At 66.7% G+C, this 19,528-nt stretch carries 17 protein-coding genes and 2 pseudogenes; 5 read left to right on the top strand and 14 right to left on the bottom strand.

The window, feature by feature from the left end:
• Positions 1-225 precede the first annotated feature (225 nt).
• Complete coding sequence (locus tag RCF34_RS03205) at positions 226-840, top strand: TetR family transcriptional regulator (protein ID WP_308706870.1); 615 nt, start codon at positions 226-228, stop codon at positions 838-840.
• A gap of 194 nt (positions 841-1,034) precedes the next feature.
• Here the strand turns inward: RCF34_RS03205 and RCF34_RS03200 are convergent, their stop codons facing one another.
• Positions 1,035-1,343 (bottom strand): substrate-binding domain-containing protein, encoded by a 309-nt coding sequence (locus tag RCF34_RS03200; RefSeq protein ID WP_374941137.1) that lies wholly within the window; start codon positions 1,341-1,343, stop codon positions 1,035-1,037.
• Here RCF34_RS03200 and RCF34_RS03195 point away from each other — a divergent pair.
• Positions 1,291-3,136: pseudogene (locus RCF34_RS03195) on the top strand (sigma-54-dependent Fis family transcriptional regulator). The gene RCF34_RS03200 and the pseudogene RCF34_RS03195 overlap by 53 nt on opposite strands.
• Positions 3,137-3,217: 81 nt before the next feature.
• Here the strand turns inward: RCF34_RS03195 and RCF34_RS03190 are convergent.
• The 6 genes from RCF34_RS03190 to cydP form a co-directional block, all read right to left on the bottom strand.
• Complete coding sequence (locus RCF34_RS03190; RefSeq protein WP_308706869.1) at positions 3,218-5,179, bottom strand: methyl-accepting chemotaxis protein; 1,962 nt, start codon at positions 5,177-5,179, stop codon at positions 3,218-3,220.
• Between the two features lie 215 nt (positions 5,180-5,394).
• Positions 5,395-5,691 (bottom strand): cyd operon YbgE family protein, encoded by a 297-nt coding sequence (locus RCF34_RS03185; RefSeq protein ID WP_308707516.1) that lies wholly within the window; start codon positions 5,689-5,691, stop codon positions 5,395-5,397.
• Complete coding sequence (cydX, locus tag RCF34_RS03180; RefSeq protein ID WP_007158843.1) at positions 5,678-5,794, bottom strand: cytochrome bd-I oxidase subunit CydX; 117 nt, start codon at positions 5,792-5,794, stop codon at positions 5,678-5,680. The genes RCF34_RS03185 and cydX overlap by 14 nt, the downstream gene beginning before the upstream one ends.
• 25 nt (positions 5,795-5,819) lie before the next feature.
• Entirely contained in the window at positions 5,820-6,959 is a 1,140-nt protein-coding gene (gene cydB, locus RCF34_RS03175; RefSeq protein WP_308706868.1) for a cytochrome d ubiquinol oxidase subunit II, read from the bottom strand.
• Between the two features lie 10 nt (positions 6,960-6,969).
• Complete coding sequence (locus RCF34_RS03170) at positions 6,970-8,583, bottom strand: cytochrome ubiquinol oxidase subunit I (protein ID WP_308706867.1); 1,614 nt, start codon at positions 8,581-8,583, stop codon at positions 6,970-6,972.
• Between the two features lie 33 nt (positions 8,584-8,616).
• Positions 8,617-8,760, bottom strand: coding sequence for a cytochrome oxidase putative small subunit CydP (cydP, locus tag RCF34_RS03165; RefSeq protein WP_308706866.1), 144 nt, complete (start codon positions 8,758-8,760; stop codon positions 8,617-8,619).
• Between the two features lie 260 nt (positions 8,761-9,020).
• Here cydP and RCF34_RS03160 point away from each other — a divergent pair, with 260 nt between their 5' ends.
• Positions 9,021-9,281 carry a hypothetical protein gene (locus RCF34_RS03160; RefSeq protein WP_308706865.1) on the top strand — a complete coding sequence of 87 codons (261 nt, stop codon included), beginning with the start codon at positions 9,021-9,023 and terminating at the stop codon, positions 9,279-9,281.
• Positions 9,282-9,352: 71 nt separating this feature from the next.
• Entirely contained in the window at positions 9,353-10,354 is a 1,002-nt protein-coding gene (locus tag RCF34_RS03155) for a membrane dipeptidase (protein ID WP_308706864.1), read from the top strand.
• Between the two features lie 35 nt (positions 10,355-10,389).
• Here the strand turns inward: RCF34_RS03155 and RCF34_RS03150 are convergent, their stop codons facing one another.
• Positions 10,390-11,577: an NAD(P)/FAD-dependent oxidoreductase gene (locus tag RCF34_RS03150; RefSeq protein WP_308706863.1), complete on the bottom strand. Its 1,188-nt coding sequence runs from the start codon at positions 11,575-11,577 to the stop codon at positions 10,390-10,392.
• A gap of 188 nt (positions 11,578-11,765) precedes the next feature.
• Entirely contained in the window at positions 11,766-14,234 is a 2,469-nt protein-coding gene (locus RCF34_RS03145) for a PAS domain-containing protein (RefSeq protein ID WP_308706862.1), read from the bottom strand.
• A 273-nt stretch (positions 14,235-14,507) separates the two neighbouring features.
• Here RCF34_RS03145 and RCF34_RS03140 point away from each other — a divergent pair.
• Positions 14,508-14,867 (top strand): annotated as a pseudogene (locus RCF34_RS03140) (DMT family transporter); the annotation flags it as partial.
• 127 nt (positions 14,868-14,994) lie between these two features.
• On the opposite strand, the gene RCF34_RS03135 reads toward RCF34_RS03140, so the two are convergent.
• The 5 genes from RCF34_RS03135 to RCF34_RS03115 are packed head-to-tail and all read right to left on the bottom strand — an operon-like array spanning position 14,995 to position 19,520.
• The gene (locus RCF34_RS03135; RefSeq protein ID WP_308706861.1) at positions 14,995-15,897 is read right to left on the bottom strand and encodes an allantoinase PuuE; all 903 of its coding nucleotides are present in this window, start codon (positions 15,895-15,897) and stop codon (positions 14,995-14,997) included.
• 52 nt (positions 15,898-15,949) lie between these two features.
• Entirely contained in the window at positions 15,950-16,819 is an 870-nt protein-coding gene (locus tag RCF34_RS03130) for a MurR/RpiR family transcriptional regulator (RefSeq protein WP_308706860.1), read from the bottom strand.
• A gap of 36 nt (positions 16,820-16,855) precedes the next feature.
• A complete protein-coding gene (locus tag RCF34_RS03125; RefSeq protein WP_308706859.1) occupies positions 16,856-18,091 on the bottom strand; it encodes a cysteine desulfurase-like protein in 1,236 nt (411 codons plus the stop codon).
• 20 nt (positions 18,092-18,111) lie between these two features.
• Positions 18,112-18,846, bottom strand: a complete 735-nt coding sequence (locus RCF34_RS03120) for an amino acid ABC transporter ATP-binding protein (RefSeq protein WP_308706858.1) — start codon at positions 18,844-18,846, stop codon at positions 18,112-18,114.
• On the bottom strand, positions 18,843-19,520 hold the full coding sequence (locus RCF34_RS03115) for an amino acid ABC transporter permease (protein WP_133860989.1): 678 nt from the start codon (positions 19,518-19,520) through the stop codon (positions 18,843-18,845). The genes RCF34_RS03120 and RCF34_RS03115 overlap by 4 nt, the downstream gene beginning before the upstream one ends.
• Between the last annotated feature and the right edge of the window lie 8 nt (positions 19,521-19,528).

Here is a 19,528-nt window from a genome sequence, read left to right as displayed (position 1 = left end):
AGAGATTGAGTCCACCAGGAAGAAAAGGCTCTCTTCCTGTTTTTCTTCAGCCGCTGTCCAAAATCCAACTGGGCAGCTGGCACCTAGGTAGGTCCCAGGACTGACGAGCACGCATGGTCCGGGAATACCGGAAGATAACCTATGGAAGCATACATGCAAGAATGTTTGTAAAAGCCAAGCCAAACGTTAAACTGGCAAAACAGACGCATTTGAAGCGAGATATCCATGCGCCGTACGAAGGAAGACGCTGAGCACACCCGGCAGACCATCCTGGATGCAGCTGAGGTGCTGTTTCTCACCAATGGTGTTTCGCGCACCAGCCTCGAAATGATCGCCAGGGAGTGCGGGTTCACGCGAGGAGCGGTGTATTGGCACTTCAGGGACAAGGCGCAGCTGGTCCTTGAGATGCTCAATCGCATCCGCATTCCGCTCGACGAAGTCACCCAGCAGTTGAGTGCGGATGGGGAAGGCGACTGCCTGATGAGGCTGTACGAACTGTGCGTCGAGTGCATGGAGAAGTTCGTCCAACCGGGACGGGAGCGTCGAGTCATGACCATCCTCGTGCACCGTTGCGAGTTCACACTGGAACTGCATGAAGTCGAACAGCGGGAGAGTGCCTTGACCCGCGAATTCGTAGCGCTCGTGGAACGCCTCTTCGACGGCCAACGGCAGCGCCTGCAAGCCGGGGTGACGCCGAGAACCGCCAGCCTACAGCTGCATAGCCTGTTTTGTGGCACGCTGGCTGGCATCCTTCGCGACCAGTACATCTTCGCGCCGCTCCTGGACGTGCGACTGATCTTCACCCTCTACTTCAGGTCGCTGGTGAAAGACTGGCCCTAACGGTGGGCGAGCGGCGCCAGCGGAGCAAGGGCCCGGCCCTGAAGCCCTTCTACCGCTGGACGCGGCACTGAGCTGCCCCGGGAGTAGGTTTTCAGCCTTCGCGGGGCGTTCCTGCAGGGGCGATCGCTCTTTTCCGGCAGCGCCCCGGACAATGTCGGGACGCTACCGCGTTCAGGCTGGCACGATCCCAGTCGCTACTTGAAGCGAGCGGTGTAATCCGCCAGGTTACTGGGCGTGATCAACTCGTACGGCACCCAGACATCCGCCTGGACCGGTTCCTTGCGGATCATCTTGAGCGCGGACCGCACCGCCTGCACGGCCTGGCCTCGTGGGTCCTGGAACACCGAGGCGGCCAGCAGTCCGCGCTTGATGGCCGCCTGACCGTCGGGCAGGCCATCCACACCCACCACCGGAACCTGACCCTTGCCCATTCCGGCCTGTTGCAGCGCCATGGCGGCGCCGGTGATCCGGGCGTCCTGGCTGCGCAGCCGCGCGGCGGGCATCGTCGCCGAGCAATTTCACTACGAGTTCGTCGAGCCGCAGGATCTGGCCCGGCGGCTTGAGCGGCAGCGCGAGCTGCTGGACATCGCCGCGCCGATCATGGCCGAGCTGTTGCGCTACAACCCGGACGGGCACCTCAACCTGGCGGATGCCGAGGGGGTGACCCTGGCCGCCTGCGGGCTGGACCTCACGCCGCTGGGCAGTCGGCTGTTGGCGTCGGTGCAGGGCACCAACTGCACCGGCCTGGCCCTGCGCGAGCAGCGGTTGGTGTTCGTCCTGGCAGAAGAGAATTTCAAGCGCGAGCTGCGCGAGCGGCGGATGCACTGCGCCTCGGCGCCGGTCCGCGACACCCAGGGACGGCTGCTCGGCGCCCTGACCCTCACCGCGGCGGTGGGCAACTTCCACTGCCATACCCTGGGCACGGTCCAGGCCGCGGCGGAGGCGGTCTCCCGCCAGCTGGCGCTCACCGCGCTGCTGGACGAGCAGCAGCGGGTGCTGGAGGTCCTCAACGAAGGCGTCATCCTGCTCGACGACGACCGCCACATCCGTAGCCTGAACGGCTATGCGCGCCGCCTGCTGCAGCTGGACGATCCACAGCGCGGTCGGCCGTTCGCCAGCTTCATCACCCAGGACACCGACCTCGACCTGTGGCTGGATCGGCGCTGGGAGCGCCAGGATCGCGACCTCACCCTGCGGCTGCCGGACGGCAGCGATTTGCCGTGCCTGGCCTCCGCCGCGCCCATCGCCCAAGGCGGTTGGGTGCTGTCACTGCGAGAGAATCGCCGCATCCGCGAGATCACTCGCCAACTGCTGGGTACCCGGGCGCGCTACAGCTTCAATGATATCCAGGTCCGCTCGCCAGCGTTGCAGAACGCGTTGCGCGTAGCGCAGGCAGCCAGCCAGCCACAGCGAGGCCACGGTGCTGGTACTGGGAGAAAGTGGGGTAGGCAAGGAGCTGTTCGCCCAGGCGATCCACAACGCCAGCGCCCGGCGGCATGGGCCCTTCGTCGCGGTGAACTGTGGTGCTATTCCCCGCGACCTGGTGCAGAGCGAGCTGTTCGGCCATGTCGAGGGTGCCTTCACCGGGGCTGCTCGTGGCGGTGCGGCGGGAAAGTTCGAGCTGGCCGATGGCGGCACGCTGTTTCTCGACGAGATCGGCGACATGCCCCTGGAGGCCCAGGCGAGCCTGCTCCGGGTACTGCAGGAGGGCGAGGTGACCCGGGTCGGTGCCAAGAAGGCCCAGGCGGTGGACGTCCGAGTCATTGCGGCCACCCATCGGGATCTCACCCAGGCCGTGACAGGCGGGAGCTTCCGTGAGGATGTCTTCTACCGCCTCAATGTGCTCCCCCTGCAGGTGCCGCCATTGCGGGAGCGCCGCGAAGACATTCCGCGGCTGGTGGCGACGATGCTCAAGGCGCTAAGCCGTCATCTGGAACGTCCGCCGCTGGCCATCGCAGACGAAGCGCTGACGTTGCTGCTGGCCCATAGCTGGCCCGGTAACGTACGGGAGTTGGAAAACGTCATCGAGCGGGCGGTCAATCTGGCCCAGGGGCCGCTCATCCAGCCAGTGGACTTGCCACCTTCGCTGCTCACCAACGCCCTTTCCCCAGGCAGAGGCGACGAGCGCCTTACCCCCCTGGAAACGGGTCAGCGGGACCTGATCCGTGCCGCCTTGGAGCAGACCCGCGGCAACCTTCGTCAAACCGCCACCCGGCTCGGGATCTCGCGCGCCGGGCTCTATGTGAAGCTGCGCCGCTTCGCCTTGAATCCGGCGGATTTCCGGCCACGACGCTGAAGTCCGGCAGCGCCCAAACGCAGCGAGCCGACTTCTGGCGAGCGCGCGCCGGCCTGCCGCTTGCTGGCGGCCTTGGTAGCATCAGGCCACCCGGAAGCGACCCACCAGCGCCTGCTGCTGTTCGGCGAGCCGAGCCAGTTCGCGACTGGTGACGGCGGTCTGCTCGGCACCGGCGCTGACCTGGATCACCAGGTCATTGATGTCGTTGACGTTGCGGCTGATCTCTTCGGCGACCTGGCTCTGCTGCTCGGCCGCCGAGGCCACCTGGATGTTGCGGTCGTTGATCAGGGTCACGCCTTCGGCGATCTCGCCCAGCAGCTCGCCGGCGCGGACCACGTTGCTGGCGCCGGTTTGCACCTGGCTGAGGGTTTCCTGCATGGCCTGGGTGGCGCGGTCGGAACCGTTCTGCAGGTGGCTGATCATCTGCTGGATGCTGCCGGTGGATTGCTGGGTCTTCTGCGCCAGGGAGCGCACCTCGTCGGCGACCACGGCGAAGCCGCGACCGGCCTCACCGGCGCGGGCGGCTTCGATGGCGGCGTTGAGGGCCAGCAGGTTGGTCTGCTCGGCGATGCCACGGATCACGTCCAGCACCGAGGAGATGGCGTCGCTCTCGTGCTTGAGTTCGGCGATGATTTCCGAGGTCCGTTCGGCCTGCACCGACAGCCCCTGGACCAGGCCGATGGTGGCCTGCAATTCGCGGCGACCCTGGCTGGTGTTGCCCTCGACCTGCCGCGAGCCTTCGGCGGCTTCGGTGGTGCTGCGGGCGACGTCCTTGACCGTGGCGCTCATCTCGGCGATGGCGGTGGCCACCTGATCGGTGCCCAGGCGCTGCTGGGCGACGTTCTGGCTGGTCTCGATGGCGACGGCCGAGGCCTCTTCGGCGGCGGTGGCGACCTGCACGGTGGCCGCGCCGATCTCCTGGATCACCTGGCCCAGCTCCTGGCTCATCAGGTTGAGGTTGCCGGTGATGGTGCCGAACTCGTCCTTGCCCTGATAGGTGCAGCGGGCGGTGAGGTCGCGGGTGGCGAGGCGAGTGAGGGTCGCGTTGACCTGCTCCACCGCCTGCTTGATGTTGCGGATGATCACCCAGGCCAGGGCCGAGACGGCTACCAGCACCAGCAGCACCAGGCCGAGGGTGATCCAGAGGTCGCGACTGGCCTTGGCGCGGGCCTGCTCGGCCTGGGCGCCGACGCTGGCGCCGAGATCCGCCTCGACCTTGCCCATCAGGTCGATGCGCTGGGTGGCCAGGTTGAACCAGTCCTCCGGCTTGACGCCCAGGGCGTCGCCGAGGGGGACGGTGAAGGCCAGTTGCTGGAGGCGGCTGACTTCCTGGGCGCTGGGTTGCTTGAAGGTGTCGTCGAGCTGGCGGATGAAGTCGGGCGTGGCCTTGCGCTGGAAGGCGTCGGCATAGGCGGAGAATTCACCCAGGTTGCGGGCGAAGCGCGACAGTAGGCCAGCGTCGAAGCGATTCTGGTTGAAGGCCAGTCCCAGCAGGACGCGCTCGCGGCCGGCGCGCTCCTTCATCTCGACGAACAGATTGAGGGCGCCCAGGGCGCGCAGGATGGCCGGATCGTCGACCCCGGCTTCCAGCGAATGGGTGTAGCCGATCAGCGTCTTGATCAGGTCGGTGTAGGCCGCACCGGACTGGGTGCTGTTGAGCGCCAGGCCGTCGACCTGGGTGCGCAGCTCCGGCAGACCGTCCAGGGCGCGCAGCAGGGCCTGGATGTTGGCCTCGTTACCCCTGGCCAGGGCCTTGAGGTCGCCATGGGCCTTGTCACTGTCCTGGCGGAAGGTCTTGAGCTTGTCCTGCATCGACTTGCCGCCGCTGCCCAGGAAGACGCCGCTGGCGCCGCGTTCGCGCTGCAGGCTGGTGACCACGGTGCTGATGCGCTGGGCGGCGGCGCTGGCGGTCACCGTATGCTCCATGTCCTTGAAGGTCTCGTAGCGGTCGGCGGTGTAAAGCGTGGAGATCACCAGGAAGCCCGCCAGCGGCAGGAGCAGGATCAGCAGGAGCTTGGTACTTAAGGGGGCATTCCTGAGCATGGTGGACTTCTCTGAGGCGGTCAGCGGGGCGCCGGCGGCCAGGGGGAAGCCGGCGGGGGCAAGATCGATTCCGGTTATGTCGGCACCCGCTGGCGAACCTTGATAGTCAGGTTATTCATCGGCGTGAGTGGAGCGACGTGAGGCACGCGGCCAGGCGGTACGCCGGGCGATGAGGGCGGCGCCCGGGAAGGCCGGGCGCTATCGCCGGACATCAGTCAGCCCAGCTGGGCCTTGAAGAGCAGCACATAGCCCAGCCCCAGCAAGGGCCAGCCCACCAGCGGCCCGAACACCAGGCGCCACAGCCACAGGCGCGGTACGAAGCCCACGCCATGGACCAGCCCGGCCGAGACGCCGAGCATCACCGCCATCAGCAGCGGATGGCTGTAGTGCCCGCTCGCGTCGAGCATCAGCCCGGGGTGGATCAACAGCAGCAGGGCCAGGGGCGCCGCCAGCAGCAGGGACAGTGTCCGCCCCAGCGGGTGGACGCGGGGCAGGGCTTCAGCATTCGGCATCGTCATGGACGTCGAGCTCCCGGGTGCTTTCCAGCCAGAGGGCGTTGATGATGCCGAAGCTCGCGGCGAGCAGGACACCGAGGATCCAGGTGAAGTACCACATGACGTGTCTCCTTGAGAGGGGCCGATCAGTAGAGGCCGTGGGGGTTGGCGTCGATGAAGCGGTCATCGACCTTGCCCCACATCCGGACGTAGCTCCACAGGGTGTAGGCCAGGATCAGCGGTACGAAGAGCGCCGCGGCGACGAACATGATGCCCAGCGTCTTGTGGCTGGAGACGGCGTCCCAGACGGTCAGGCTGGAGGCCGGGTCCAGGCTCGACGGCAGCACGAAGGGAAACAGCGCGCAGCCGGCGGTGGTGAGGGTGCCGACGATGGCCAGGGCCGTGCCGGTAAAGGCCAGACCCGCCTGACGCCAGCTGCTGCCCAGCAGCGCCAGGACGCTGCCGAGCACGGCCACGACCGGGGCGATCAGGGTCAGCGGCTGTTGGTGGTAGTTGGCCAGCCAGCCCGGGTTACCCGCGGTCACCACCTTGTGCAGGGGATTCAGGGCGCTGCCCGGATCGCCCTGGCTGATGAGGACATAGCCGTCGAAGCCATAGGCCAGCCAGACGCCGGCCAGACCGAAGGTGGCGAGATGGAGCAGGGCGCACAGGCCGGTGGCGCGGCGGGCACGCTCGCCCAACGCCTGGTGGGTGCGCAGCATCAGCCAGCTGCCGCCATGGGCGCAGAGCATGGCCAAACTGACTGCGCCGCAAAGCAGCGCGAAGGGGTTGAGCAGGGCGAAGAAGCTGCCACTGTAGGTGGATCTCAGGGTGTCGTCGAGCTGGAAGGGCACGCCCTGGAAGAGATTGCCGAAGGCCACGCCGAACACCAGTGCCGGGACCAGGCTGCCGGTGAACAGGCCCCAGTCCCAGGCGCCGCGCCAGCGGGTGTTGTCCAGTTTGCTGCGGTAGTCGAAGCCCACCGGGCGCAGGAACAGGGCGAAGAGCACCAGCAGCAGGGCCCAGTAGAGTCCGGAGAAGGCGGTGGCATAGACCATCGGCCAGGCGGCGAAGAGCGCGCCGCCGGCGGTGATGAACCACACCTGGTTGCCGTCCCAGTGCGGGGCGATGCTGTTGATGGCGGCGCGGCGTTCCTTGTCGGTCTTGCCGATCAGGGGCATGAGGATCATGGCGCCCATGTCGAAACCGTCGGTGAGGGCGAAGCCGATCAGCAGCACGCCGATCAGTACCCACCAGATGAGCTTGAGGACTTCATAGTCGAACATGGCGGTCTCCTCAGACGTTGGCCGGGGCAGCGGGCCTGGCCACGGCGGCCTGGCGCAGGGCGTCGCCGACCTGGGCGGCGCGTTCATGGAAGTAGCGGCCGGTATGCAGGCTGCTCGGGCCGAGGCGGGCGAAGCGGATCATCAGGTACAGCTCCACGATCAGCAGCAGGGTATAGAAGGTCACCAGGGCACCGATGGAGCCGAGCAGATCGCCCGCGGCCAGGGTCGAAGCCGACAGGTGGGTGGGCAGCACCTCGCTGATGGTCCAGGGCTGGCGACCGTGCTCGGCGACCCACCAGCCGGTCTGGGTGGCGATCCAGGGCAGCGGCAGGCTCAGCAGGGCCCACTTCAGCAGCCAGGGCTTCTTGAGCTCGTTGCGGCGGGTGGAGGCCCAGAAGGCGCAGATGAACAGCGCCAGCATCAGCGCGCCGCTGGCGACCATGATGCGGAAGGTCCAGAACAGGCTGGCGACGCCAGGGATGGTGTCCCGTGCGGCCTGGCGGACCTGCTCGGGGGTGGCCATGGCGGGATCGTTGAGGTATTTCTTCAACAGCAGGCCATAGCCCAGGTCCTGCTTGTGGGCGTCGAAGGCAGCGCGGGTGGCGGCGGAGTCGTCGCCGGCGCGCAGGCGTTCCAGCAGGGCATAGGCCTGGGCACCGTTGCGGACACGGGCTTCGTACTGGCTGACCAGGTCCTTGATGCCGGTGACCGGCTCGGTGGTGGAGCGGGTGGCGATCAGGCCCATCAGGTAGGGGATCTTCACCGCGTAGTCGGTGCGCATTTCCTGCTGGTTGGGGACGCCGAACAGGGTGAAGGAAGCCGGGGCTGCCTCGGTGTCCCACTCGGCCTCGATGGCGGCCAGCTTGACCTTCTGCACCTCGCCCACCCGATAGCCGGATTCGTCGCCCAGCACGATCACCGAGATGACCGCGGCAGTACCGAAGGCGGCGGCCACGGCAAAGGAGCGCCGGGCGAAGCCGATGTCGCGACCCTTGAGCAGGTAGTAGCTGGAGATCGCCAGCACGAAGATGGCGCCGGTGACGTAGCCAGAGGCCACGGTGTGGACGAACTTCACCTGGGCCACGGGATTGAGCAGCAGGGCGCCGAAGTCGACCAGCTCCATGCGCATGGTCACGTAGTTGAATTCGGCGCCGACCGGATTCTGCATCCAGCCGTTGGCCACCAGGATCCACAGCGCGGAAAGATTCGAGCCCAGGGCCACCAGCCAGGTGACCAGCAGGTGCTGACCCTTGGACAGGCGGTCCCAGCCAAAGAAGAACAGCCCGATCAGGGTGGATTCCAGGAAGAAGGCCATCAGGCCCTCGATGGCCAGGGGCGCGCCGAAGATGTCGCCGACATAATGGGAGTAGTAGGCCCAGTTGGTGCCGAACTGGAACTCCATGGTCAGGCCGGTGGTGACGCCCAGGGCGAAGTTGATGCCGAACAGCTTGCCCCAGAACCGGGTCATGTCCTTGTAGACCTGGCGGCCGGTCATTACATAGACCGACTCCATGATTCCCAGGATCACCACCAGCCCCAGGGTCAGGGGCACGAAGATGAAGTGATACAGCGCCGTCATGCCGAATTGCAGGCGTGACAGGTCCACGACGGATTCCGAGATCATCCCGGCAATCTCCTCAAGCGAAGGGAAGGGGTACTAGTCCAGCAGGTGGGCGCTGACCGCCTGGGTGGCGTCGGGCGGGACCGTGGGGGCGCTGAACCAGAGGCTCTTGATCGCCATGAGCAGCGCCAGCTTGATCAGCAGGATGACCAGCAGTTCCTTGACCAGGCGTCCGTTCATGGCGACCTCGCGAGCCGTGGCGCCCCTCCAGGGCGGAGTGGCGGCTGCATGCAGGATGCGCCTGCTGGCCCTGGGCAAGACTGATCCAGATCAATTGGCCAGTGGCCATCGCCTGGGGCAGGTTGTCGCAGTCGTTCAGCCGGGGTTCAGAGGGCTTAAGACAGCGTTAAGACGTCTGGGCGCAAGGTGGAACCGTGACTGACGCCGGACCGCTTGCCGCGGCGACGCCAGCCCCCGTGTTCAAGACAGGAGGCTCCACCATGAACGTCTTCAACAAGATGGCCGCACTCGCCCTGCTCAGCACCGCCAGCTACACCGCCATGGCCGCCGAGATCAACGAAAGACGCGCCCAGGCCGCGCCGCAGCCGGCCGTCGCCGAAGCGGACGTCAGCCGCAGCCAGAACGTGACCCCGGCGGGCTGGGACCAGGTGCTCGATCCCCATGCCTATGGCCAGGTCTCGGTGCGCTATCAGGCGCAGCGCGTGGATCCGGCGCTGTTGCGGGGCGTGAAGTTCGGCTAACGGCCAGGCGGCGCCTGGGGCGGGTCTGCATGCTATGTTGAACCCCTCGAGACGTAGGCAGGGGAACGCAGATGCAGACGGTCGCAGCCGGAGAAGCGGGACTCAAGCCGCTACGCTGGGAGGCGCATGCCTGCCTGCCGCTGGTGCCGGGGCAGGATATGTCCGGCTTGAGTCGCTATCGGGAGGCCGGCTTCCATCACGTGTCGATCAACGTCGGCATGGACATGACGCCTTTCGCGACGGTGCTGCGCACCCTCGCCGGTTTCCGCGCCTGGCTGGCCCGGCATGACGCGCACTTCTGCCTCGTCGGCGAGGTGGCCGACCTGCAGCGTGCGCGCGAGCAAGGCAAGCTGGCCGTTTCCTTCGATCTCGAAGGCTCGAACATGCTGCTCGACGACCCGGCGATGGTCGGGCTCTATGCCTCCCTCGGGGTGCGCCAGATGCTGCTCGCCTACAACCGCGACAACGCCTGCGCCGGGGGTTGCCATGGCGCCGGCGGTGGTCTGACGGCGCTGGGTCGCGCGGTGGTGGCGGCCGGCAATGCGGCGGGCATCACCCTCGACTGTGCCCACGCCAGCGAACGCGCCAGCCTGGAGATCATGGCGGTCTCGACCCGGCCAGTGGTCTTTTCCCACACCAACATCAAGGCGCTCCACGATCATCCCCGGACGATCAGCGATCGGCAGATCCGCGCCTGTGCCGACCAGGATGGGGTGATCGGCCTGACCGGGCTAGGCATCTTTCTGGGCGATCCCGCGGCCTCGGTGGCCAGCTATGCCCGCCAGATCGACTACCTGGCGGAACGGGTCGGGACCCGGCATATCGGCATCGGACTGGATACCGAGCTGTGCCCGGCCGAGCATGACCTTCCCGCTGGCGTCGATGCTGAAGACTGGTGGCCCGCACGCCACTATGGACAGCCGCACGGTCATACCCAGCTGCAACCCGAGGCGCTACCTGAACTGGTACGCCAACTGGCGGGTCGGGGCTACACCGCCGCTGACATCGACGCCATCCTGGGCGGGAATTTCCTGCGCATCGCGAGCCAGACCTGGCCGTCCGCGGCTGCCTGAGTCCAGGTGCAAGGCGCTGTCCCCGGTCCCTTGGCCTAGACGTACTGCGCCGCCGCGTAACCCGAAGCCCAGGCCCACTGGAAGTTGAAACCGCCCAGGTGGCCGGTGACGTCCAGCACCTCGCCGATGAAGTACAGGCCGGGCGACTTGAGCGACTCCAGGGTCTTGGACGACACCTCGCGGGTGTCGACGCCGCCCAGGGTGACCTCGGCGGTTCGATAGCCTTCGGTGCCCGCCGGGACCAGTTGCCAGTCGTGCAGGCGCGCGGCGATGGCCTTGAGTTCGTCGGCGGTGTATTGCTTCAGTGGCCGGGACGGGAACCAGCTGTCGGCGAGCAGAGTGGCCATCTTCTTGGTGAACAACTCGCCCAGCAGCGTCTTGAGTTCGCTGTTGGGACGCGCCTGGCGCTGCTCGGCGAGCCACGGGGCCAGGTCGAGGTGCGGCAGCAGGTCGATGCTGAGGGTGTCGCCGGGTTGCCAGTAGGAGGAGATCTGCAGGATCGCCGGACCGCTGAGGCCGCGGTGGGTGAACAGCAGATTCTCGACGAAGCTCTGGCCGTTGCAACTGATCCGGCAGTCTTCCACCGCGGTGCCGGACAGGGCGCTGCAGAATTCCTTGAGCTGCGGATCGGTGATCGTGAAGGGCACCAGACCGGCGCGGGTCGGCAGCAGCTGATGGCCGAACTGGCGGGCGACCTGATAACCGAAGCCGGTGGCGCCCAGGGTCGGGATGGACAGGCCGCCGGTGGCGATCACCAGGGATTCGCCGCGCACCGGGCCCAGGCTGGTCTGCAGCTGATAGCCAACCGGGTCGAGGCGGGCGATCTCCTGCACCGAGGTCTCCAGGCGGATCTCGACGCCGCCTCGCTCGCACTCGTCCAGCAGCAGGGCGAGGATGTCGCTGGCCTTGTTGTCGCAGAACAGCTGGCCGAGCTTCTTCTCGTGATAGGGCACGCCGTGCTTGGCTACCAGGGCGATGAAGTCCCACTGGGTGTAGCGCGCCAGGGCCGATTTGCAGAAATGCGCGTTCTGCGAGAGGAAGTTGGCGGGCTCGCAATAGAGGTTGGTGAAGTTGCAGCGACCGCCGCCGGACATGAGGATCTTCTTGCCGGCCTTGTTGGCGTGGTCGAGGACCAGGACCCGACGCCCGCGCGCAGCGGCGCTCAGGGCGCACATCAAACCGGCCGCGCCGGCACCGATGATGATGACCTGGGTATCGAACACTGTGACTCCTTACCGATAGAGGAGGGCCACTGGCCCGCGGCGGCGCATGTTACCCGATCGTCAGGGCAGGGTGGGGGGCCGCTGTCGGCGCGCTCCGGTACTCCGTCGCCCCGAGCCTTCCCGGGCGTAGTGGTCTGCTGGCGGCGTTCGCTGCCGGAGCGCAGGTCAGAGGGTCATCCAGCCGCGCGCTAGGTGGCCAGGTGCGCCTCGCACTCGGCGAGGATCTCCTGCAGCCGGCGGGACAGGGCGTCCGCCGAGTAGGGCTTGTGGATCAGCTCGAAACCCTGGGCGCCATTGGTCGCCAGCACGTGGCTGTAGCCCGAGGTCAGCAGGATCGGCAGGCTGCGATAGAGGCGCCTGATCTCGATGGCCAGTTCCAGCCCACTCATGCCGGGCATGACGACGTCCGAGAAGACCACGTCGAACCTGCCTGGCTGGTCGGCGAGCAGGGCGAGGGCGCGCTCGGCGTTGGCGGCCAGCACCGCGTGGTAGCCGAGATCGCCGAGCAGGTCGACGGCGAAGCTGCCGACCTCGAGATTGTCCTCGACCACCAGGACGGTAACCCCGCCGCCATCGGCGGTTGCCGCGGCGTCATCGAGGGGCGGTTGCTGTCCGGTTGCCGGCGCGAGCGGCAGATAGAGGTGGAAGGTCGTCCCGCGGCCGACCTCGCTGGTGACCCGCACCTCGCCACCGGACTGCTTGATGAAGCCGAACACCTGGCTCAGGCCGAGACCGGTGCCCTGGCCGACTCTCTTGGTGGTGAAGAAGGGCTCGAAGATCTGCTCCAGGTGCTCCCGGACGATGCCGCTGCCGTTGTCCGTCAGGGCGACGGCCACGGCCGGGAGGGCCAGGGCGGGCTGGGTCGCAGTGGCCGGAATGCTGGCGACGGTGCCGACGCTGATGGTCAGGCGCCCCGCATCGCTCATGGCGTCCCGGGCGTTCACCGCGATGTTCACCAGGGCGGTATCGAACTGGCTGGGGTCGGCATAGACCAGGCAGGGGTCGTCGCTCACCTCGAGTGCGATGCCGACCTGCGAGCCGAGCAGGGTTTCCAGCATGTCGCTCATGGCCAGGACATTGTCCCGGGCGGAAAACACCTCGGGTGCCAGCGTCTGGCGGCGGGCGAAGGCCAGCAGTTGCCCGGTCAATCTGGCGGCGCGATCCACGGTGGTGGAGATCGCCTCCAGGTAGCGCTCGCGGCGTGCGTCGCTGAGGTTGGGGCGCTTGAGCAGGTCGCAGGAGGTACGGGCGACGGTGAGCAGGTTGTTGAAGTCATGGGCCACGCCGCCGGTGAGCTGACCGATGGCTTCCATCTTCTGCGCCTGGCGCAGGGCGTCTTCGGCGGCCGCGAGATCCAGCGTCTGCTGGCGTTGCTGGGTCACGTCGCGCACGGTGGCATAGATCAGTTCGCCATTGCGCGTGGCATTCCAGGAAAACCAGCGGTAGGACCCGTCGCGGTGGCGATAGCGGTTTTCGAAGCTGACCAGCGCGATGCCCTGCTTGATATCCCGGAGCGCCTGGCGCGTGGCGACGAGGTCGTCATCGTGGACAAAGGCCAGGAACGGCTGGGCCTTGAGCTCCTCGAGCGACCAGCCCAGGGTCAGCTCCCAAGCCGGGTTGAGGTTCACGAAGAAGCCCTCGAGGTCAGCCACGCACAGCGGATCGGTGGAGCGGTTCCAGATCTGATCGCGCTCGGCGGTGCGCTCCGAGATGCGTTGCTCCAGCTCGTCGTTGAGCGCCGCTATGGCCTCGGCCCGGGCCTGCTGCGCCTGCTGGGCGAGGATGCGACTGCTGATGTCGCGGGAGACGCAGACGATCTTCATCTCGCCGGTGCCGGCTACCTCGAAGGGCGAACAGGACACCTCCCACCAGCGCGGCTCGCCGCGGGCCGTAGGGCAGAAGCCTTCGACCCGGGTGGTCTGACCGGCGGCAGCCCGCGCGACGGCGTGGCGGATCTTCGCGACTTCCTCGGCGGGCCAGAGCGCGGCGTACTCGCAACCCCTGACCTGGTCGAAGGACTGCAGCTGGTTGAGCTCCAGCCCCTGGGCATTCATGAATTCGATATGGCCCCCGGCGGAGAGGAGCTTGACGCAATCCAGGCTGGCCTGGAGCAGGCTGCGGGAAAAGCCCTCACTGTGCAGGACGTTACGGGCGGCGGCGAAGCGGCGCTGGGCGCCGATCTCCAGCACGATCATGTCGGCGAAGAGTTCGAAGGCAGGCAGGATCTCGGGGCTGCTGGGTTTCGCCGGCTGCGGATCGATGGCGCAGAGCGTGCCGAAGAAGCTGCCATCCTCCAGCACGATGGGGACCGAAATATAGCTGCGCAGGCCGTATTGGCGGGGCGTGTGATGGTCCCGATAGCGCTCGTCCAGCGCCACGTCGTCGATCACCACCGGCTGGCGATGGTCGCGGATCTCGTCGCAGATGGTCGATTTGAGTTCCAGCTCGCCCCCGGGCTGGAGCCCGAAGCCGATGAGGTCCAGGGTGCTGCAGGCGACCCAGCGATCGTCGGTCACCCGGGCGACGGCGGCGAAGCCCATGCCGGTCATCCGGCAGGCCACGTCCAGGATCTTGGGCACCGCGGCGATCTCGGCGATGAGATCAATGTCCTGGGACAGGACGTCCGAGGGCACTGCAGTCGAGGTGAGAATGCTCATCGGTTCGCTCGTACGGTGCCTGCCTGGGCAACGGGAAGGTGGCGAGCGACAGGCTCAAGCCTCCAGCACGGATGCCAGAGGGATTCGTCACAGGCCGCGCGCGGCCAGTATAGCGAGCATCGAAGCGAGGCGGGTGACGGGATGCCCGCCGGTTTGCGATGGGCATCTCCGTCTCTCACCTGAGGCCGCGACGGCCATTGCCGTGCGGCCGGGCCTCTCAGCGACTGCCCACCAGCGGCGGCCGCCGTCCCGCCCAGGGTTGCGCTCAACAAGGCGCTGGTCAATCCCTGGCTGGCGACCTCGGTGTCCTTCGTGATGGTCACCTTCGTCGCGATCGGGCTGTTCATCTGCATGCCCAGGCCGCTGCCCTCGGTGAGCCAGATCGGCGACATGCCCTGGTGGGCACCCCTGGGTGGCATCGCCGGCGCGGTGGTGGTCTTCGCCGGTCTGCTGTTCATCCAGCGCCTTGGCGCCGCGCCGGTGAACGGGGTCACCATCACCGCGAACCTCATCGCCAGCCTGGCCATCGATCACTTCGGCCTGTTTTCCATGGAGCAGCATGCGGTCAACGGCTGGCGGCTGCTGGGCGCGATCCTGATGATCGCCGGGGTCGTCCTGATCGCCCGGTTCTGAAGCGGCACCCCGGTAATCCGTGGCAGGCAGCGTTCCCCATGTCCCCAGGACGGTTGTCCTCATCACGTCTGGACGGTGACGACAGCGAGGAGACCTGAGATGCGCCTCCAGACGCCCTGGGATCAGCCTAGCCGTCAGCCCTTTCCAGCCAGGCGCGGGCGATCTCTTCGCGGGTCGCGAACCACACCCCTTCAAACTGCCTGGCGTATTCGATGAAGCTCTTGATCGCCCGGACCCGGCCCGGGCGGCCCACCATGCGCGGGTGCAGGCCGATCGACATCATGCGCGGTCCGGTCGCGGAGTCCTCGTAGAGGACTTCGAAGCTTTCCTTCATGTATTCGAAGAAGTCCGAGGCCTGGGACAGGCCGGGCGAGTTCCAGTAGCGGAAGTCGTTGACGTCGGCGGTGTAGGGCACGACGAGATGGCGCTTGCCCTCGACCTCGACGAAGTAGGGGACGTCGTCATTGTAGGCGTCTGAGTCGTAGAGAAAGCCGCCTTCCTCGCTCACCAGCCGACGGGTGTGGACGCTGGCGCCATAGCGGCAATACCAGCCGACCGGGCGCTTGCCACAGGTGCGTTCGAAGGATTCGACGGCGAGGCGGATGTGCTCGCGCTCCTCTTCTTCGCTCAGGCGAAAGACTTCCTCCCAGCGATAGCCATGGCTGCAGATCTCGTGGCCACCGGCGACGGCCGCCTGGGCGACGTCGGGATTCTGTTCGAAGGCCACCGCACAGGCATGGAAGGTCGCGCGCACCGACTGCTCGTCGAGGATGTCGAGGATCCGCCAGATGCCGACGCGGGCGCCGTATTCGTACATGGATTCCATGGCCAGGTTGCGGGTGCCGGCGGGGATGGCGTAGCTGCCCCATTCGGTCATCGACTCCTGGTCCGGATCGCCCATGGCGAGCGAGCGCTCGGAGCCTTCCTCGTAGTTGATCACCAGGCTGATGGCCAGACGGGCGCCGTTGGGCCAGGTACCTTGCGGGCGTTGTCTTCCATAACCCACCAAATCGCGTGCAGGTGACAGCATCGGGATCTACTCCTGAAGTAATGGTTGTGAACTACAAGGTGAGCGCGCTGGCTCAGCAGTCGATGTCCTTCAGTCGGTCATGATCGAAGGCGCCATCGGTATCGCCCTGGCTGAAGGCGAGCCCCATGGCCAGGGTCTGGGCGATGCAGAAGGACGCGGTGAGCGAGCGAAAGCCGAGCAGCTCCGCATCGTTGACCTCTATCACCGTCTCCGCCATTTTCCCGATCGGGCTCAGCACGGTGTCGGTGATGGCCACCAGCGTCACACCCGCCTCGCGCGCCTGCCGGCAGGCCTCGACGGTATCCCGGGCGTAGGGCGGAAAACTCACGGCGATCAGCAGATCGTCATGGGCGATGGCGCTGACCTGTTCCGGCAGGGTGCCGCCGCCACCGCTGATCTGCACGGCGCGACGGCCCACCCGGCTCAGGGCGTAGCTCAGGTAGGCGGCCACCGGGAAGGCCCGGCGCAGGCCGATGACGAAGGTCGTGCGCGCGACCTGCAGGTGGGCGATGGCGGCTTCGATATTGGCCTGCTGGTCGCCTTCCGCCAGGTGTTCCAGGGACACGATATTGGCCTGGCTGAATTCACGCAGGATCGCGCCGACGTCACTGGGATCGTCCAGCAGCTTTTCCCCGCCGTAATGCCGGATACGCTCGCTGTGGGTATCGGCGGCCTGTTGCAGCGGCGCGCGAAACAGCCGCTGCAGATCCTTGAAGCCGGCGAAGCCCAGCGCCTGGGCCAGCCGGATGTAAGCCGCCGGGGCGATGTTGGAGCGCCTGCCCAGCTCGGCGACCGTGCTGAGGGCGATCTCGTGCGGATTGTCGATGAGGAAACGGGCCGCATCGCGCAGCCGCTCCGACAGGTGTTCGTGCTGGGCGGCTATGCAGTCGCGCAGCTCCGCAAGGGTTTCCGGTAAGGCCATGAAAAACGCTCGGCAGGTGGAAGGTAGAGGCGCCAGTCAGCGCAATTTGGTGATTGCCTGATCCAGCGCGGCGATGAGACGGTCGATCTCCTCGAGCGTGTTGTAGTGCGCCAGGGACACCCGCACCACCCCACCCAGGGGCGCCAGGCCCAGGGCCTCGATCAGGCGCCGCGCATAGAAGTCGCCGAAGCGGATGCCGATGCGCTGTCCGTCGACCTCGCGCACCACGGCTTCCGAGCGCACGCCCTCCACCACGAAGCTGATCGTGGGTACGCGCGCCTGGACACTGGGCTTGCCGATGACCCGAACCCCGGGGCGCTGGCGCAGAAAGCCCAGCAGCCGCTCGGCCAGGACATCTTCCTGGATCTCGAAGGCGTCGAATGCTGCCTGCATCCGCTCGCGCTCGCTACCCTGGACGCCGAGCCGGTCGCCTATGTCGAGCAGATAGTCGGAGATGCCGATGCAGCCGAAGGACAGCTCATAGTTGACGTTGCCGGGTTGCAGTTTGTAGGGCACCACGTCCTGGCCGATGAAGAAGTGGTTGAGGCTGGGAAGTTCCAGCAACAGGTCACGACGGCCCCAGAGCACGGCGAAGTGCGGGCCGAAGGTCTTATAGAAGCTGTAGACGTAGAAGTCGGCGCCGCTGGCCTGCACGTCGACCAGCCGGTGCGGCGCATAGGCCACCGCGTCCACGCACAGCTGCGCGCCCACCGCATGGACGCGGCGGGCGATCTCGGCGACCGGATTGATCGAGCCGAGGATGTTGGAGGCGTGGGTCACCGCCACATAGCGGGTCTTGTCGCCGAGCAGCGCCTGCAGGTCGTCCAGTTCCAGCTCGAGGCTGTCGGGGGCGACCTGCCAGACGCGCAGGGTGGCTCCGCGGTCTTCGCAGAGCCGGACCCAGGGGCCGATGTTGGCTTCGTGGTCGCAGTTGGTGACGATGATTTCATCACCGGGCGCGATCGAGGGCGCGATGGCGCGGCAGAGTATCTGCAGCAGGTGGGTGGTCGAGCCGCCCATGATGACTTCGTCGGGATGGGCCGCGTTGATCAGTTGCATGACGGAGCGACGCGCCTGCATCACCCGTTCGCCGGCCGCGACCGAGGGCGGATAGGAGGCGCCCAGCTGGACGCTGCTGTTGAGCAGATAGTCGGCCACCCGGTCGGCGACCCCTTGCAACACCAGGGAACCGCCGGCGTTGTCCATGAAGGCGTAGTCGCCGGCCAGACCGGGAAACTGCTTGCGAACGTATGCGATATCGAGGGAATTCACGCGACTCTCTCCAGCCAGTATCAGTGGTGCAGGATGGCCTGCAGGAAGGCCCGGGTGCGGGGTTCCTGAGGGGCGGTAAAGAAGGGTTCCGGGGTGTTCTGTTCGACGATGCGGCCGCTCTCCATGAAGATCACTCGATCGGCGACGCGCCGGGCGAAGCCCATCTCATGGGTCACCACGACCATGGTGACGCCGGAGCGGGCCAGGTTCTGCATGACATCGAGCACCTCGCCGACCATCTCCGGATCCAGCGCCGAGGTGGGCTCGTCGAAGAGGATGGCGCGGGGCTCCATGGCCATGGTGCGGGCGATGGCGACCCGCTGCTGCTGGCCGCCGGACAGCTGGCTCGGGTACTTGTGGGCGTGATCGCCCATGCCGACCTTGACCAGCAGATCCCGCGCACGGGCGTGGACCTCGCGCCGGTTCAGGCCGCGCACCCGGATCGGCGCCAGCGACACGTTGTCGAGGACACTCAGGTGCGGATAGAGGTTGAAGCTCTGGAAGACCATGCCCACCTCGCTGCGGATACTGGCCAGCCGCGGTCCGTTCTCGACCCTTTCCCCGGCCACGCGGATATGGCCCTGCTGGTAGTTCTCCAGCAGGTTGATGCAGCGGATCAGCGTCGACTTGCCGGAGCCGGACGGGCCGAGGATGACCACGACCTCGCCTTCCTCGACCTGCAGGTTGATGTCGCTCAGCGCCTGGAAATTGCCGTAGTACTTGTCGAGGTGTTCGATGTCGATCAGGGTGCTCATGCGGTCTTGCCTCCCGCGCCATTGCGCCGTTCGACCCAGCTGACCAGTTGCACCATGGGCAACAGCAGCAGCAGATAGAGCAGGGCGGCGCCCACCAGCGGGGTTGGGTTGGCCGCCAGGGCCTGGGCCTGGGTCGCCTGCTTGAGCAGGTCGGGCATCGCCACCACCGAGGCGAGGGCGGTGTCCTTCATGACGTTGATGCAGTTGCTGGTCATGGGCGGCAGCACGATACGGATCGCCTGGGGCAACACGACGTCGCGCATGGTGTTGAAGAAGCTCATGCCCTGGGCGGCCGACGCCTCGAACTGACCGCGGGGAATGGCTTCGATGCCCGAGCGAAAGATCTCGGCGCTGTAGGCGCAGGACACGAGGGAAAGCGCGCTGGCCGCTGCCGCGAAGGAGGACAGGCGGATACCGACGAAGGGCAGCGCGTAATAGATCAGGACCAGCAGGACCAGCAGCGGGATGGACCTCATGATGTCGATGTAGATCCGCGCCAGCAGTCGGACCGGCGCGTAGGAATACAGGCGCAGCAGCGCCAGCAACAGCCCGCCGACCAGGCCCAGGACGATACTCACGAGGCCCAGCAGAACGGTCACGCCCAGGCCGCGGATCATCAGGGGCAGCGATTCGACCAGCACGTTCCAGTTGAAGAAGGTTTGCAGGAGATCCATGGGATACC

The organism is Pseudomonas sp. 102515 (assembly GCF_031085165.1).
Lineage (GTDB): Bacteria > Pseudomonadota > Gammaproteobacteria > Pseudomonadales > Pseudomonadaceae > Chryseomonas.
Note: the sequence above shows the minus strand (reverse complement) of the source record. Positions and strands in the feature narration are given on the sequence as shown.